15 protein-coding genes are annotated in these 14,805 nt (G+C 60.7%); 1 reads left to right on the plus strand and 14 read right to left on the minus strand.

All coding sequences use genetic code 11. From position 1 onward, the window contains the following. Window positions 1-6: 6 nt before the first annotated feature. Genes ACIOVD_RS04055 through ACIOVD_RS04065 form a run of 3 tightly spaced genes read right to left on the minus strand, consistent with a single transcriptional unit; the run spans window position 7 to window position 2,979 of the window. Window positions 7-897, minus strand: coding sequence for a carboxylesterase (locus ACIOVD_RS04055; RefSeq protein WP_095165962.1), 891 nt, complete (start codon window positions 895-897; stop codon window positions 7-9). Then, a complete protein-coding gene (locus ACIOVD_RS04060) occupies window positions 894-2,288 on the minus strand; it encodes an aspartate aminotransferase family protein (RefSeq protein ID WP_401126277.1) in 1,395 nt (464 codons plus the stop codon). The genes ACIOVD_RS04055 and ACIOVD_RS04060 overlap by 4 nt, the downstream gene beginning before the upstream one ends. After that, window positions 2,281-2,979 carry an MtnX-like HAD-IB family phosphatase gene (locus tag ACIOVD_RS04065; protein ID WP_401126279.1) on the minus strand — a complete coding sequence of 233 codons (699 nt, stop codon included), beginning with the start codon at window positions 2,977-2,979 and terminating at the stop codon, window positions 2,281-2,283. Before ACIOVD_RS04065 ends, ACIOVD_RS04060 begins: the two co-directional genes overlap by 8 nt. A 218-nt stretch (window positions 2,980-3,197) precedes the next feature. Between ACIOVD_RS04065 and ACIOVD_RS04070 the strand changes: the two genes are divergently transcribed. Then, a complete protein-coding gene (locus tag ACIOVD_RS04070; RefSeq protein WP_401126281.1) occupies window positions 3,198-3,953 on the plus strand; it encodes a MipA/OmpV family protein in 756 nt (251 codons plus the stop codon). Between the two features lie 112 nt (window positions 3,954-4,065). Here the strand turns inward: ACIOVD_RS04070 and ACIOVD_RS04075 are convergent, their stop codons facing one another. The 11 genes from ACIOVD_RS04075 to glpD form a co-directional block, all read right to left on the minus strand. Continuing rightward, a complete protein-coding gene (locus ACIOVD_RS04075; protein ID WP_401126283.1) occupies window positions 4,066-4,464 on the minus strand; it encodes an EamA family transporter in 399 nt (132 codons plus the stop codon). A 10-nt stretch (window positions 4,465-4,474) separates the two neighbouring features. Beyond that, entirely contained in the window at window positions 4,475-4,849 is a 375-nt protein-coding gene (locus ACIOVD_RS04080; RefSeq protein WP_095165954.1) for an EamA family transporter, read from the minus strand. Then, window positions 4,846-5,766, minus strand: a complete 921-nt coding sequence (locus ACIOVD_RS04085) for an arginase (protein ID WP_401126285.1) — start codon at window positions 5,764-5,766, stop codon at window positions 4,846-4,848. Before ACIOVD_RS04085 ends, ACIOVD_RS04080 begins: the two co-directional genes overlap by 4 nt. Window positions 5,767-5,906: 140 nt before the next feature. Next, window positions 5,907-6,236, minus strand: coding sequence for a GlpM family protein (locus tag ACIOVD_RS04090; RefSeq protein ID WP_401126388.1), 330 nt, complete (start codon window positions 6,234-6,236; stop codon window positions 5,907-5,909). Between the two features lie 25 nt (window positions 6,237-6,261). Further along, the gene (locus tag ACIOVD_RS04095) at window positions 6,262-7,590 is read right to left on the minus strand and encodes a sigma-54 dependent transcriptional regulator (protein ID WP_159997741.1); all 1,329 of its coding nucleotides are present in this window, start codon (window positions 7,588-7,590) and stop codon (window positions 6,262-6,264) included. After that, window positions 7,587-9,488 (minus strand): ATP-binding protein, encoded by a 1,902-nt coding sequence (locus tag ACIOVD_RS04100; protein WP_159997739.1) that lies wholly within the window; start codon window positions 9,486-9,488, stop codon window positions 7,587-7,589. The genes ACIOVD_RS04095 and ACIOVD_RS04100 overlap by 4 nt, the downstream gene beginning before the upstream one ends. Before the next feature lie 161 nt (window positions 9,489-9,649). After that, a complete protein-coding gene (locus ACIOVD_RS04105) occupies window positions 9,650-10,384 on the minus strand; it encodes an amino acid ABC transporter ATP-binding protein (protein WP_007943546.1) in 735 nt (244 codons plus the stop codon). Continuing rightward, window positions 10,381-11,052, minus strand: coding sequence for an amino acid ABC transporter permease (locus ACIOVD_RS04110; protein WP_159997737.1), 672 nt, complete (start codon window positions 11,050-11,052; stop codon window positions 10,381-10,383). The genes ACIOVD_RS04105 and ACIOVD_RS04110 overlap by 4 nt, the downstream gene beginning before the upstream one ends. Further along, window positions 11,052-11,798, minus strand: a complete 747-nt coding sequence (locus tag ACIOVD_RS04115; RefSeq protein WP_095165942.1) for an amino acid ABC transporter permease — start codon at window positions 11,796-11,798, stop codon at window positions 11,052-11,054. Before ACIOVD_RS04115 ends, ACIOVD_RS04110 begins: the two co-directional genes overlap by 1 nt. Window positions 11,799-11,991: 193 nt before the next feature. Beyond that, the gene (locus tag ACIOVD_RS04120) at window positions 11,992-12,906 is read right to left on the minus strand and encodes a glutamate/aspartate ABC transporter substrate-binding protein (RefSeq protein WP_095165940.1); all 915 of its coding nucleotides are present in this window, start codon (window positions 12,904-12,906) and stop codon (window positions 11,992-11,994) included. Between the two features lie 341 nt (window positions 12,907-13,247). Next, window positions 13,248-14,786: a glycerol-3-phosphate dehydrogenase gene (gene glpD / locus ACIOVD_RS04125; protein WP_401126289.1), complete on the minus strand. Its 1,539-nt coding sequence runs from the start codon at window positions 14,784-14,786 to the stop codon at window positions 13,248-13,250. Between the last annotated feature and the right edge of the window lie 19 nt (window positions 14,787-14,805).

The raw sequence follows: 14,805 nt of genomic DNA on the forward strand, positions 1-14,805 counted from the left end.
CTTGTTTTAAGCCAATTGCCGGGACGCTTGGCGCATGGCAGGCGGGGTGTTGGACTGCTGCTTGAAACGTTGTTGGATAAAATCCACGCTCAACTCCACCACCAGCCGGTATTGCAGGTCGACAGTAATCATGTGGTAGCAGTCGTCGAGCAGGATTTTCACGACCGGGCCGCCGAGTTTGCGTTCCACATAGTCGGCATTCCAGCGGCTGGTGATATCGTCTTCGCGCGAATGCACCACCAGTGCCTGGGTGGTGATTTGCGGCATGCGTTTTTTCACAACAGCGACTAACCGGTGCAATTCACGAACACTGACCCCGGACAGGGTCAACAGCCCGGCATTAGCGCTTTCACCTGCCTTCATCTGCCGCTCGACGATTGCCCGCAGGCGTTCGTCCTTGATCCCGAAGGGTGATTTTTCGGTGAAGCGGCAAAGGTGTACACCGAATGGAATCGCCATCAGCAACGGTATGAGTACAGCCGCTTTTGGCATGTTCCAGCCGTCGTAACGCAGGGTCGTCGAATACAGCAGCAAGCCCTCGATCTGTCCCGGATGTTCGGCTGCCAGGTACATCGACAGCACTGCGCCCATGGACAATCCGCCAACGAAAACGCGTTCGTGTTTGCGCCGCACACCGAGGTAGGTATTGCGTGCGCTCTGGTACCAGTCGTGCCATCCCGTGGCTCGCAGGTCTGCGTTATTGCCACAGTGCCCGGCCAGGGTTGGCACGTAGACCGTATACCCCGCCGCGGCCAGGCCCATGGCCACGCGACGCAGTTCCGTCGGGGTGCCGGTCAGGCCGTGAATCAGCAACACCGCCACAGTCCCGCTGCCGAGAATGAACCCGCTGTTGCCTTCGCCGATGTCGACCGCTTCGGGTGAAAGCAGGGCGTTCATCGCTGCATCGCCCGATGCAGCAGACGATCGAGCAGGGCGATGGCAAGGTCGATTTCCGAGTAGCTGATCTCCAGCGACGGCGCCAGGGTTATCACGTTTTTGTAGTACCCCCCCACATCAAGGATCAGGCCTAGCCGTGTGCCGTCGATTTCGATGTCGCCCTTCATGCCCTCTTCGACCATGAAGTCGAGGGTTTCTTTGTCTGGAGTGAAACCGTCCGGCCCGCAGATTTCGCAACGCAGGGCCAACCCCAGACCGTCGACATCACCGATGATCGGGTAGCGTTTCTGCAAGTCTTTCAATCCTTCGAGGAAATACTTGCCCTTGTCCAAGACCATCGCGCCGTAATCGAACTCGTGGGTCATCTTGAACATTTCCAGGCCGACTGCCGTGCCCAGTGGGTTGGAAGCAAACGTCGAGTGGGTCGACCCAGGCGGGAAAATCTTCGGGTTGATCAGCTCTTCCCTGGCCCAGAGCCCGCCGAGGGGATTGAGGCCGTTGGTCAAGGCTTTGCCGAAGACAATCACATCTGGTTTGACGTCGAAGTGCTCGATCGACCACAGCTTGCCGGTGCGGTAGAAGCCCATCTGGATTTCGTCGACCACTAGCAAAATGCCGTGTTGGTCCAGTACATGCTTAAGTTCGCTATAGAAGTTCACCGGCGGGATGACATAGCCGCCGGTACCCTGGATCGGTTCGACATAGAACGCAGCGTATTCGCACTGGCCGACTTTCGGGTCCCAGACGCCGTTGTATTCAGTCTCGAACAACCTGGCGAATTGCTTCACGCAGTGACTGCCGTACTCTTCCTTGGTCATGCCTTTCGGACCGCGAAAGTGGTACGGAAACGGGACGAAGTTGGCGCGTTCGCCGAAATGGCCATAGCGGCGTCGATAGCGATAACTGGAGGTGATCGACGAAGCACCGAGTGTGCGCCCGTGATAACCACCCTCGAAGGCGAACATCAGGCTTTTGCCCTGAGAGGCGTTGCGTACGATTTTCAACGAGTCCTCGATGGACTGTGAGCCACCTACGTTGAAGTGCACGCGCCCGTCGAGTCCGAACTTGTTCTTTGCGTCGACCGCGATCATCTCCGAGAGCTCAATCTTGCCCTTGTGCAGATACTGGCTGGCGATTTGTGGCAAGGCATCGATCTGCTGTTTCAGCGCATTGTTCAGGCGCGGGTTGGCGTAGCCGAAGTTGACCGCCGAGTACCACATCTGCAGGTCGAGGTAGGCTTGGTCGCTAGTGTCCCAGACATAGGAACCTTTACAGCGGCTGAAAATTCGGGGGGGCTCGATGTAGTGAACGGTGTCGCCGTAGGAGCAGTACCGAGCTTCTTTTTCCAGAAGTATCTGGTCTTCGGCGGTGGCGATTCGAATATCAGGCATGGTGGAAGGGCTCCTGGGTGTCGAGATTGAAATACGTGGCGTTGGTGGTGCTGACGCTTGGCAGCAGGGCCAGCAGGGCTGGAAGTTCGGCGAAGCTGTCGAAGCGGGCGTAAGCAATGCTGTTACGTTTGCAGTGCTCGGCCAGGCGATCCTTGGCGAACACGAAATCCGCGGTGGCGGCTACGCACATGTCGGACTGGCCGTCACCGATCACCAGCACCCGACGGGCAGTGGCTGTAGACCTGCACTTGCAGTTGCCAGCAGCGGCGCGACAGGCATCGCTGGCATGCGGGAAGTCGATGCGCCATTGGCTGCAGTCGATCTGGCGCAAGCGGTTGGCGAGAATCGGCAAGAGACTCGCGTAGTGGCGTGCCAGGATCCTTGCAATGGCTTGTTCGATGCCGTCGCTGACCACTTCGAAGGACGCGCCGAGGCCGATGACGTGGTCGACAAAGTCGGGGAAGTCCGGATCGATTTCGATAGTGTCGAAGAGGTCGAGCAGTTCGGTTGGTGTGGCCTTTACCAGCGAAAGCTGGCGGCTGAGGCACTCACGAGAGCCGATGTCGCCCGCCACCCATGAGTTTTCGATCGCCTTCCAGCCCGGGTCGGCGAAACGCTGGAGGATGCTGTCGATCACGTCGGTGCGGGTGATGGTCCCGTCGAAATCACACACGATATGCCAGTCAATCATCTGTTGTACCTATTGGGCTGGGTGCGCGTTGTGCGCTTGCCAAGGGGTAGAGCAGGGACTGTGCCAGTCGTGCCTGGTCTCGTGGGGCCGGGGGGTTGGCGAGTTTTGGTGTAGGCGCAGCTACAATTTTTATAGGCTCCTACAATCAACATGAGTGCTTGCGTGGTCGAGGCAATCCGGGGATTGATGCGCGCCAATCCCGTTTCAGGAATCACCTCATGTCGAGGATTACTGTTGCATTGATCGCTGCGCTGACCTGCCTTTCGGCCCGCGCCATGGCCGATGACATCACCGGCGAAGTTGGTTCCGGCCTCAGCTACCAGCCTCGCGACCCGAGCGGCACTGGTTATGAAACCCGGCCGGTGCCGTACCTTGATTTGGGTTGGGGCGATGTAAGCCTGGGCACCGATGACGGGATGACCTGGGACGCGCTGAGCGTCAGCGGTTTCGCCGCCGGTCCGTTCGTCAACTACCTGCCAGGTCGCACCTCCAACGGTGAATTGCAGGGCTTGCGTGATGTGCCTGGCAGGGGAGTGTTGGGCGGGTTTGTACAGTACGCCCCGGCTGATTTCTGGCGGGTATTCGCGTTCGTCGGTCAGGCGGTTGGCGGGCGCGGCGGGGGTGTGTTGGCAAGAGTGGGTGGCGAGGCGGGTTATCCACTGGGCGGCGGGGTGATCGGCAGCAATAACCTGACTGCGCATTTCGCCGATGCCCGGCAGAACCAGACGTTTTTTGGCGTGGATGGTGATGAGGCCCGATCTTCGGGGATCGCCCCGTACAACGCCGGTGGCGGTTTGCAGAAAGTCACGTTGACCCAGAGCTTCGAGTTTCCCCTGGCGCTGAACTGGTCGCTGTTGAGCAGCGCTAGCTGGATTCGCCTGATGGGGCACGCGGCGGACAGCAGCATCGTCAAAGCCGTTGGCGATAGGAGCCAGGGCGAAGTGCAGGTGGCGCTTGCCTATACATTCGACTGACTCTGGATTGCTGGAAAACCAGCCCCATAGGGGGATGCGTATCCGCCTTGCTTTGGTGCTTGATCTTATTGCCCCCTGGAGGCGCCGAACGAAAGAGGGAGGAGCCCAACCTTCAGGCTTCTTCACCTCCAGCCAACAACACAATTCCTCCCATGATCACCGCCACCCCCACCCAATGCAGCAGGCTGATGTGTTCTCCCAACCAAAGCCAGGACCCCAACAATACGCCAACGAACACCAGTGAACTCAGGGGAAAGGCCAGGGATAAATGACTGCGCCGCAGAATCAGCATCCACACGAAGAACGCACCGAAGTAGCAGGCAATTGCCAGCCAGACTCCGACGTTTCCCGCCACTGCCAGCAGCCATTGCAGGTTGAAGTCCATTTGCCCCAGTTGATCGCCACCGACCTTGGTCGCGATCTGGCCCGCGCTTTCCAATACGATCAAGAGTACCCATAGGACAACGGTGCCGAGGCGTTCGTGTAGCCAGTCGGCTTTGCGGCTGATCATCGCTCGATTCTTATGCATTGACGGCACACACGAGCATGACGCCCGCCGTAATCACCAGAGTGCCGAGCCAGCGCCGGCGGCTGACGTGTTCGCCAAGGATCACCTTGCCCGCCAATACCACGCCGCAATAGGCCAGCGCCGCCGCCGGAAACAACAGGCTCAGCGGCGCCCTGGACAGGGCTTCGAGCCAGATGAAGAACTCGATCACGTAGGTGACGACCCCGCACCACAGCAGCGGTGTGTTGAACACCTGGCCCCAGAACGCATTCAGGCGAAACCCGCCTTCGAGCTCCGGCAAACGGTCCAGGCCGAGCTTGAAACAGAGCTGGCCGATGACGTCCAGCACAATGGAAATCGCTACCAGTACGATCACCGTGAAGGTCATGGGAACAGCTCCTCGAATAACTCGATCAGGGTTTGGTTGGTCGCGGCATTGTGCAGCAGGTCGGCTTCGCTCCAGCGCTCGGCTGGGGGCTGGTCGGACCTGGCTTCCCAGCGTTTCAGGACATTGCTGAAGCCCGGGCTGGCGTAGTCGCCACAGATGTCGATGCCGAGGATGCGTTTGTCGGCTGCCAGCATGCGTATCGCCTGCACCAGATGGCTCAACCGCATGGCGCCTTGATCCCAGTTGGTCGCGGCGTCCGCACTGGCCAGCACATCCTTGTCGATAGTGATCCACACTGCTTGCGTAGGCAGGCTGGCGATCAGTTGCTGGAGAAATGCTGGCCAGTCCAGATCCGCCAGGTTGTGCCAGTGCAGCAGGTTTTCCTGCTGTCGATGCCCGGCCCCATCGCCGACCCGCCCCCAAATCCTCGACGGCGCGTGCTGCCAGGGGAACAGTTGCAATACGCCGCGGCTCAGCGCACTCAGGTTGCCGCCCTTGAGCTGGGGGTTTTGCAGGTCCTCGCTACACGGGCCTAGGGTGACGATGCGCTGGATGTTCGGCAGTTTCAGTGCCTGGTTGACCCATGAGCCGCAATGCCGACGCGGCGCGAACCGGACCCAGTCAGGGTGGTTGTCGAGGTGGATCAGGCTGGTTGGTTCCGGCAAGTCGGTCAGAAAGGCCGGGGTCAAATGGTGGTAGTCGCCGGAGCCGACGAAGAAGATTTCCGGCTGCGGGCCGCTGTGCCGGGGGCGTTGTCGCAGGCGTTCGCAAAAGCGCAGCCAGGTGCGTTCACTGGACCAGAGCCGCAATTTCGGGCCGAGGTCGAGCAGGTCCAGGCGTTTGGCGCGACCGCTGTCGAGCAATTTTGCGATCGGTGCCTGGGCAGTCAGGCTGTGGTCGAGATCTAAAATGTTCAAGGTCAGTGTTCATCCTTGCACCCCTCCCGGACACCGACTTCATCGATTATGAAGGCCGGCCGATGGGCTTCGGGGGATAAATGCAAGGGATGGGCCAGCAATCGCGGGCGCTCCTGCACGGCTGTGACAGGGGATTGCGATCAGCTGTGCAGGCGAACCCAGACGCTGACCAGCGCCGTCGCCGCCACCAACCAAGCCACGGCCGCCACGGCCAGCGATGCCTCGAGGCGCATGCGATCGACCATCACATACAGGGTCGCCAGGTACACGAAGTACGGAATGATCGACCACATGCCAAACACGATGGTGGTCTTCAGGTCGTCCAGCGAGCGGCCCTTGCCGACGATGTAGTGGGCGATCAGGGCGAAGGTCGGAAACAGCGGCACCAGGCCGGCGATGTAGTAGTTTTTGGTCTTGGCCAGGGCGGCGATTATCACCACCACCGCCGCGCCAAGGGCCGCTTTCAACAATAGATCCACGACTGTTCTCGCTGGGTTAGTGGCTGAGGCCGTACTTCTTGACCTTGTCGAACAGCGTGGTCTTGGCCATGCCCAATTCCAGGCTGGCCTGGGTCAGGTTGCCGCCGCTGCGTTGCAAGGCATCGCTCAGCAGGTTGCGCTCGAAGGCTTCCACCGCCTCGGAAAACCCCAGGCCCTGGGCTGCGCCAGTGGCGCCGGACTTCTTGAACGCCGGCAGGCCGAGGGCAAAGCGTTCGGCGACGTTGCGCAGTTCGCGCACGTTGCCCGGCCAGTCGTGGCTCATCAGGTGCGACAGGGTCTGGTTGTCCAGGTCCGGGACAGCGCGGTCGAAGCGCAGCGATGATTGCTGCAGGAAGTGCTCGAACAGTTGCAGGATGTCCTCGCGGCGTTCGCGCAGCGGCGGCAGCTCCAGGGTCACCACGTTGAGGCGGTAATACAGGTCGCTGCGGAACTGGCCGGCGCGGCCCAGTTCGTCGAGGTCGGACTTGGTGGCGGCAATCACCCGGCAATCGACCGCCACGCTCTGGTTCGAACCCAGGCGCTCCAGGGTGCGTTCCTGCAATACCCGCAGCAGTTTGATCTGCAGGGGCAACGGCATGCTTTCCACTTCGTCGAGGAACAAGGTGCCGCCGTTGGCATGTTCGATCTTGCCGATCCGCCGTTTGCCGGCGCCGGTAAAGGCGTTCGCCTCATGCCCGAAGATTTCGCTTTCAAACAGGTTTTCCGGCAGGCCACCGCAGTTCAGTGCGACAAAAGGCTGGGCCTGGCGGCGACTGAAGTCGTGCAGGCAACGGGCAACCAACTCCTTGCCGGTGCCGGTCTCGCCTTCGATCAGCACGTTGGCCGACGTGTCGGCGACGTTGGCGATCAGTTCGCGCAGGTGCTGCATGGCGGGCGAGCGCCCAATGATCCGGCCTTCCAGTGAGTCGCGTTCAGCCAGTTGCCGGCGCAAGGAGCTGACTTCGCGGGCCAGGCTGCGTTGCTCCAGGGCACGTCGGGCAACGTCCACCAGGCGCTCGGGGGAGAAGGGTTTCTCCATGAAGTCGTAGGCGCCTTTTTGCATGGCGTCGACAGCCATCGAAATGTCGCCGTGCCCGGTGATCAGCACCACCGGCAAGCTGCGATCGCGAGCCTTGAGCCGACCCAGCAGCTCCATGCCATCGATGCCCGGCAGGCGGATGTCGCTGATGACGATCCCGGCAAAGTTGTCGCCCACCTGCGCCAGGGCTTCTTCAGCGCTGCCAACGCCAGTGCAGGGGATGTCTTCCAGGGCCAAGGCCTGCTGGCAACCGAGCAGGACATGGGGATCGTCTTCGACGATCAGCACACTAAGATCGTTGTTCATATCGGCTCGACGGGCAGGGGGCTTACCAAGGGTAAGCTGAGGACAAATGCGGTACCACCGCTGGCCGGGTGTTCGACACCCAGGCTGCCGCCGGTCGCGGCGGCCAGGCTTGCCGACAGGGTCAGGCCGAGGCCCAGGCCCTGTTCACCAGGCTTGGTGGTAAAGAAGGGTTCGAACAGATGCTTGCGCGCCTCGGCGTCAATGCCGTGGCCGTTGTCGCGTACGTGCAGCCGGTACTTGCCGTCCACTGCCTCACCCTCGAGCCACAATTGGGGCGCAGCTTGCGCCTGCATGGCATCCAGGGCATTGCCGATCAGGTTGACCAGGATCTGCTCCAGGCGGGTCTGGTCGATCGACACTTGTTCGTCAGTGAACGCGCGGTGCAACTGCAGGCCGCTGTGTTCCAGGCGCGCGCCCAGCAGTTGCAGGGCCGCATCGACCGCTTTGCCCAGGCTGGCCTGGCCCTTGTCGTCGCCGCGCCGGGCAAAGGAGCGCAGGCTGGCCGTGATGCGACCCATGCGATCGATCAGTTCATTGATGGTTTTCAGGTTGGCACTGGCGGTGTCCAGTTGGCCACGTTCGAGAAACCGTACGGTGTTGCCGGACAGGGTGCGCAACGCCGCCAGGGGCTGGTTCAGTTCATGGGCAATGCTGGTGGACATTTGGCCGATGGCCGCCAGTTTACCGGCCTGTACCAATTCATCCTGGGCATGGCGCAGGGTTTCCTCGGCCAGGCGTCGTTCGCGAATCTGGCCCTTGAGGCGTTCGTTGCTGGCTCGCAGGTCAGTGGTGCGTTCGGTTATCCGTCGCTCCAGTTGATTGTTGGCTTCCTGCAGGGCTTCCCGGGCCGCGAGGCGGGTGGCGATGACCTTGCGGCGCTCGTTCCAGGCGATCAGCAGGAACGCCACCAGGGCGAAGGCCACTGCGACCAGGATGCCCTGGTTGATCGCCTCGCGCCGCAGGTCCTGGAGCGGTGTCAGCAGGGTGAAATTCCACGGTGTGTCGCTCAGGGGGCGGGTCTGCGACAGGTAGCTGATGGCCTCGTCGTCGGAGACCACTTCGGCGTTGGCCGGGAAGGTCAGTTTCTCCACGCCTTCGGCCAGGCGTTCGCGGGCCAGCGGCTCCAGCTCATTGAGCGGGAACCAGTAGTATTGCAGGCTGCGGGCCAGGCGCTCCTTGGTGTCGTCGCTCAGTGGACGCACGGCCTTGAGCCGTCGCGCCGGGTCGCTGGAGAGAATGATGATGCCGTTCTCATCGCTGACGAAGGCTTCCAGGCGGGCGCGCTGCCAGCGTTCTTCCAGGGCTTCCAGGCGCACCTTGACCACCGCGACGCCGATGATCTTGCCTTGCTCTTCGAGGCCGTGGGCCAGGTAGTAGCCGGGTTCGCCGTTGGTGCTGCCGATCCCGTAGAAGCGCCCGGGCTGGCCGCGTACTGCGTTCTGGAAATAGGCACGGAAGGACAGGTCTTCGCCCAGGTAACTGTCGACGTCGCGCCAGTTGCTGGTGGCCAGGACTCGGCCGGTGGTGTCCATCACGTAGATGGCCCGACTGCGGCTGCGCCGGTTCAGGCCTTCAAGGTAATTATTGACCGCTTGCCGGTGTTCCGGCGACGGTTCGGCCAGCAACTGCGAAACACTCGATTCGAGTTCCAGCAGGCTAGGCAGGTAGGTGTATTTGCTGATCTCGCTTTCCACCGCACGGGCGTGCAGTTCCAGCTGGCGTTGGCCGTTTTCGCCGAGGCTGCGAATGCCGTAGTGCTCACTGATCCAGAAGCCGAGCAGCCCCAGTGCGAGCATCAGCAGGATGATCAGCGGCGGCAGGAACAGGTGGCGGATCAGACGAGGTTTCACGGCGAGTGATGGCGGTGCGGCGCGATAAAGAGTGGGGTCGCATTTCATCACAGATGCCTTGGGTCAACCACAACACAAATCTACAAATCCGCGCAGTCCCTGTGTAGGAGCGAGCCTGCTCGCGATGGAGTGTCAGTCAACAGTGATGTAGCTGACCCACCATCGCGAGCAAGCTCGCTCCTACACGGGGGCGAGGAGCGGTGTGCTGCTTAGTGCTGCAGGATCTTGTTCAGGAAGTGCTGTGTACGTTCGGCGCGAGCGCTGATGTCGCCGAAGAACTCTTCCTTAGGGCAGTCTTCGATGATCTTGCCGGCGTCCATGAAGATCACCCGGTCCGCTACTTTGCGGGCGAAGCCCATTTCGTGGGTCACGCACATCATGGTCATGCCTTCGTGGGCCAGTTGCACCATGACGTCCAGCACTTCGTTAACCATTTCCGGGTCCAGCGCCGAGGTCGGTTCGTCGAACAGCATGACGATCGGGTCCATGGCCAGTGCGCGGGCGATCGCCACACGCTGCTGCTGACCACCGGAGAGCTGGCCCGGATGCTTGTGGGCGTGGGCCGAGAGGCCGACGCGCTCGAGCAGTTGCAGGCCTTTCTTGGTGGCTTCTTCCTTGCTGCGGCCCAACACCTTGATCTGCGCGATGGTCAGGTTTTCGGTGATGGTCAGGTGCGGGAACAGTTCGAAGTGCTGGAACACCATGCCAACGCGCGAGCGCAGTTTCGGCAGGTTGGTCTTGGGGTCGGCAATCGAAGTGCCGTCGACCACGATGTCGCCTTTCTGGAACGGTTCCAGGGCATTGACGCACTTGATCAGGGTCGACTTGCCGGAGCCGGACGGCCCGCACACCACGATCACCTCACCTTTCTTGACGTCGGTGCTGCAATCAGTCAGCACCTGGAAGTCCCCATACCACTTGTTGATATTCTTGATAGAGATCATACGGCGAACCTTTTTTGCAGACGCTTGACCAGCTGCGAGGCGGCAAAGCTGATGATGAAGTACACGAGACCGGCGAATACCAGGAACTCATTGGAACGGCCAATGATGTCGCCACTGGCCCGCGAAGCGTTGAGGAAGTCCACCAGGCCGACGGCGTAGACCAGCGAGGTGTCCTGGAACAGGATGATGCTCTGTTGCAGCAACAGCGGTGTCATCTTGCGGAATGCCTGGGGCAGGATGATCAAACGCATCATCTGGCCATAGGTCATGCCCAGGGCCTGGGCGGCGCCCATCTGGCCCTTGGGAATCGACTGCACACCGGCACGGACGATTTCGCAGAAGTACGCCGCTTCGAACATCATGAAGGCCACGATGCAGGAGGCAAACGCGCCGATCGGGGTGTCTTCGCCGGTGATCCAGCGCAGCACGAACGGCACCGCCAGGTAGAACCAGGTGATCACCAGCAGCAGCGGGATCGAACGGAAGTAGTTGACGTAGGCACCGGCAAGGTTCGACAGCAACTTGTTGTGGGACAAGCGCATCAATGCCAGGATGGTACCGAGGATGATCCCGCCGACGACGCCCAGCGCCATCAATTGCAGGGTCATCACCATGCCGTTCCACAGGCCCGGCAGGGACGGGATGATGCCCGAGAAGTCGAATTCCATCATTTACCCCCTACGGAAATCAGGCCCGGCACTGCAACTTTCTTCTCGACCACGCGCATCAGCAACATCAGGCTCATGTTCAGGGTGAAGTAGATCAGGGTCGCCAGGGTGAAGGCTTCGAACAGGTTGGCGGAGAACTCGGCGGTCTGCTTGGTCTGCGCGAGCAGTTCCATCAGGCCGATCAGCGAGGCCACGGACGAGTTCTTGAAGACGTTGAGGAATTCCGAGGTGAGCGGTGGAATGATGATGCGATAGGCCTGGGGCAGCAGCACGTTCCAGTAGATCTGCGGCAGCTTGAAGCCCATGGCGCGAGCAGCCGATTCCTGGCCGCGGGGCAGCGCCTGGATACCGGTGCGCACTTGTTCGCAGACCCGGGCGGCGGTGAACAGGCCCAGGCACACGACAACGCTCAGGTAGGCCGAGGTGGTCGGGTTGAGGTCCTGTTTGTACCAGTCCTGCAGGTCTTGTGGCAGCAGGTCGGGCACCAGGAAGTACCAGATGAACAGCTGAACCAGCAGCGGCACGTTACGGAACAGTTCTACGTAGCAGGTCGCGATGCCTGACACGATGCGGTTCGGTACGGTGCGCATTACGCCCAGTACCGAGCCCAGCAGCAATGCAATGATCCAGGCCACGATGGCGATAGCGATGGTCCAGCCCAGCCCGGAAATGAACCAGTCGAGATAGGTCTCGCTGCCCACGCCGGTGGACTTGAAGAACACGCCCCAATCCCAGTTGTAATTCATTAGGGTCTCCCCTCGGATTCAATCGATGTTCAAGCACCTGCCTGGGGGAACTCCGTTCCCACCCGACGTTGACGGTCGGGCACACGCGGTCGGCTCGACAACCACCGGTTCGAGTGTTTCCAAAAATGCCAGCAGGTAGTGACAACCTCCCGAAAGGGCATTGGCCCTCTCAGGAGGTAAGACTAGTCAGAAATCAGGATTTCTTGTCGTCAGCCGCTTTGTCGGTCGGATTGGCGATCAGCGCCTTGAGCTCGTCGCTCATCGGGAAGTTCAGGTTCAGGCCTTTAGGCGGGATTGGCGCCTGGAACCAGGTGTCGTAGATCTTGTTGATCTTGCCCGAAGCGTAGGTGGCCTTGATGGCATCATCGACCGCTTTCTTGAACGGCTCGTCGCCTTTGCGCACCATGCAGCCATAGATTTCATAGGACTGTGGCGTGCCAGTCACTTCCCAGTCGGAAGCTTTCTTGGCCTTGGCCGCTTCACCGGCCAGCAGGGCGTCGTCCATCATGAAGGCAACGGCGCGGCCCGATTCCAGCATCTGGAAGGATTCGCCGTGGTCCTTGGCGGAGATCACGTTCATGCCCATCTGCTTGTCGGCGTTCATCGACTTGAGGATGCGCTCGGACGTGGTGCCAGCGGTGGTCACGACGTTCTTGCCTTTAAGATCGTCGAAATCCTTGTACTTGGAGTCCTTCTTGGACAGCAGGCGCGTACCGATTTCGAAGATGCCGACCGAGAAGTCAACTTGTTGCTGACGCTCGACGTTGTTGGTGGTGGAACCGCACTCGAGGTCAACGGTGCCGTTCTGCACCAGCGGAATACGGGTTTGCGAGGTGACCAGGTTGTATTTGACTTGCAGGTTCGGCAGGTCCAGGTCTTTTTTCAGGGCTTCGACGACTTGCATCTGGATGTCGTGGGAGTAGCCGACTGGTTTGCCAGAAGCGTCTGCAATGTAGGAAAACGGAATGGAAGCGTCGCGATGGCCCAGGGTGATGGTGCCGGACTCTTTGATCTTCTTCAGGGTGCCGGTGAGCTCGGCGGCGAAAACTGGCGTGCTGATCAGAGCGGCAGCGATGGCTGCGCCCAGGATATGGGGAACGATACGCATCAAATTTTCCTCGACATTGTTTTTTTTATGGAGCCAGTTCTTCGGCTCTCTAGTACTGCTGAACGCCTGGGGAGCTCCTGAAGTGTTGGCATCTCAGGCGTTCGTCCAAGAGTGTAGAGCATGAGTCGTGCCAGGCCAGGGTTAAATGCCTAAATTGTTGATTTATAAGGTTATTAAATATTTGTGGCGAAACTAATCCCTACGCCTGATCCGGTTAACCGAATTGACTGCCGGGTCGCGTTCGGAAAACCGAATGAATTTTTCGCGGCTTCAACGCAATGTAGAAAATAAAAAGCCCCTGGATCGCGGAATCCAGGGGCTTTTTATGTATTGGCTGTCGATCAGGCCGCTTCGATCTTGCTGCGGTTGACTTCGAGCTTGTGCAGGTACTGCTGCACGTTTGCCTGTTCGTCGGCCGTGGTGAACAGGCCCAGCTTGGTGCGCCGCCAGAGAATATCGTGGGCGGTGGTGGCCCATTCCTGCTGGCACAGGTAATCGACTTCACGGCTGTAGAGCCCGCCACCCAGGTGCTCGCCCATGTCGTTCAAGCCCTGTACGCCTTCGAGCATGCGCCAGGTGCGGCTGCCGTAAGTGGTGGCCCAGCGGCGGGCGATTTCCGTGGGGACCCAGTCGAACTTGTCGCGAATCAAGGCGCTCAGGGCCTGCGGGGTGCTCATGTCTTCGCCGCCAGGCAGGGTTGCCTGGGCGGTCCAGTTCGGTTTCATCTGCTTGAAGTAGGGCGCCAACTGGGCCATGGCCGACTCGGCGAGCTTGCGGTAGGTGGTCAGCTTGCCGCCGAACACCGACAGCAGGGGCGCCTCTTCACCGTTGCCGGACAGGGCCAGGGTGTAGTCGCGGGTCACGGCCGATGGGTTGTCGGATTCGTCGTTGCACAACGGGCGCACACCGGAATAGGTGTGCAGGATGTCGTCACGGCTGACCTGTTGCTTGAAGTGCGCATTGACTACCTGGATCAGGTAATCGGTTTCGCCCTCGGTGATCGCCACTTTGGCCGGGTCGCCGGTGTACTCGCGGTCCGTGGTGCCAATCAGGGTGAAGTGATTGAGGTACGGAATGGTGAACACGATGCGCTGATCTTCGTTTTGCAGGATGTGCGCGTGCTCACCTTCGTACAGCTTGGGCACGATCAGGTGGCTGCCCTGGATCAGGCGAATACCGTAGGGCGATTCCATCTTCAGGTCATCGCGAATGAACTTGGCAACCCAGGGGCCGGCAGCGTTCACCAGCGCCTTGGCGCGGATCGAGAACAGGCTGCCATCGGCGCGCTCCAGGTGCAGGTGCCACAGACCCTTGCTGCGTCGGGCGCTGACGCAGCGGGTCTGGGTGTGCACGTGGGCGCCGTTCTCACGGGCGGCCATGGCATTGAGTACCACCAGGCGGGCGTCGTCGACCCAGCAGTCGGAGTACTCGAAGCCCTTGCTGATTTCGCTTTTCAAGGCGCTGTCGGCACCGAACTTCAGGCTTCTGGAACCGGCGAGCTTTTCCCGTTTGCCCAGGTTGTCGTAGAGGAACAGGCCGGCGCGAATCATCCAGGCCGGGCGCAGGTGCGGGCGGTGCGGCAGGACAAAGCGCATCTGCTTGACGATATGCGGGGCCTTGGCCAGCAGCACTTCGCGTTCGGCCAGGGCTTCGCGCACCAGGCGGAACTCATAGTGTTCCAGATAGCGCAGGCCGCCGTGGATCAGCTTGCTGCTGGCGGACGAGGTGTGGCTGGCCAGGTCGTCCTTTTCGCAAAGGAACACCGAAAGCCCGCGGCCGGCAGCATCCGCCGCAATCCCGACGCCATTGATCCCGCCACCAATCACGGCGACGTCATAGATCTCGGCAAGTGGGGGTGTCGGCAAGGTGGAAGTGGGCATCGGCAGGCCTCGGGCATTT

This window comes from Pseudomonas sp. NPDC087626, from assembly GCF_044743405.1.
Taxonomy (GTDB): Bacteria; Pseudomonadota; Gammaproteobacteria; order Pseudomonadales; family Pseudomonadaceae; genus Aquipseudomonas.

Bases quoted from the DNA above. Each gene is read 5' to 3' on its own strand.
- ACIOVD_RS04105 (WP_007943546.1), bottom strand. From the start codon at position 10,384: ATGATCTCTATCAAGAATATCAACAAGTGGTATGGGGACTTCCAGGTG.
- ACIOVD_RS04055 (WP_095165962.1), bottom strand. From the start codon at position 897: ATGAACGCCCTGCTTTCACCCGAAGCGGTCGACATCGGCGAAGGCAAC.
- ACIOVD_RS04120 (WP_095165940.1), bottom strand. From the start codon at position 12,906: ATGCGTATCGTTCCCCATATCCTGGGCGCAGCCATCGCTGCCGCTCTG.
- ACIOVD_RS04110 (WP_159997737.1), bottom strand. From the start codon at position 11,052: ATGGAATTCGACTTCTCGGGCATCATCCCGTCCCTGCCGGGCCTGTGG.
- ACIOVD_RS04075 (WP_401126283.1), bottom strand. From the start codon at position 4,464: ATGATCAGCCGCAAAGCCGACTGGCTACACGAACGCCTCGGCACCGTT.
- ACIOVD_RS04100 (WP_159997739.1), bottom strand. From the start codon at position 9,488: ATGAAATGCGACCCCACTCTTTATCGCGCCGCACCGCCATCACTCGCC.
- ACIOVD_RS04095 (WP_159997741.1), bottom strand. From the start codon at position 7,590: ATGAACAACGATCTTAGTGTGCTGATCGTCGAAGACGATCCCCATGTC.
- ACIOVD_RS04115 (WP_095165942.1), bottom strand. From the start codon at position 11,798: ATGAATTACAACTGGGATTGGGGCGTGTTCTTCAAGTCCACCGGCGTG.
- ACIOVD_RS04070 (WP_401126281.1), top strand. From the start codon at position 3,198: ATGTCGAGGATTACTGTTGCATTGATCGCTGCGCTGACCTGCCTTTCG.
- glpD (WP_401126289.1), bottom strand. From the start codon at position 14,786: ATGCCCACTTCCACCTTGCCGACACCCCCACTTGCCGAGATCTATGAC.
- ACIOVD_RS04080 (WP_095165954.1), bottom strand. From the start codon at position 4,849: ATGACCTTCACGGTGATCGTACTGGTAGCGATTTCCATTGTGCTGGAC.
- ACIOVD_RS04060 (WP_401126277.1), bottom strand. From the start codon at position 2,288: ATGCCTGATATTCGAATCGCCACCGCCGAAGACCAGATACTTCTGGAA.
- ACIOVD_RS04065 (WP_401126279.1), bottom strand. From the start codon at position 2,979: ATGATTGACTGGCATATCGTGTGTGATTTCGACGGGACCATCACCCGC.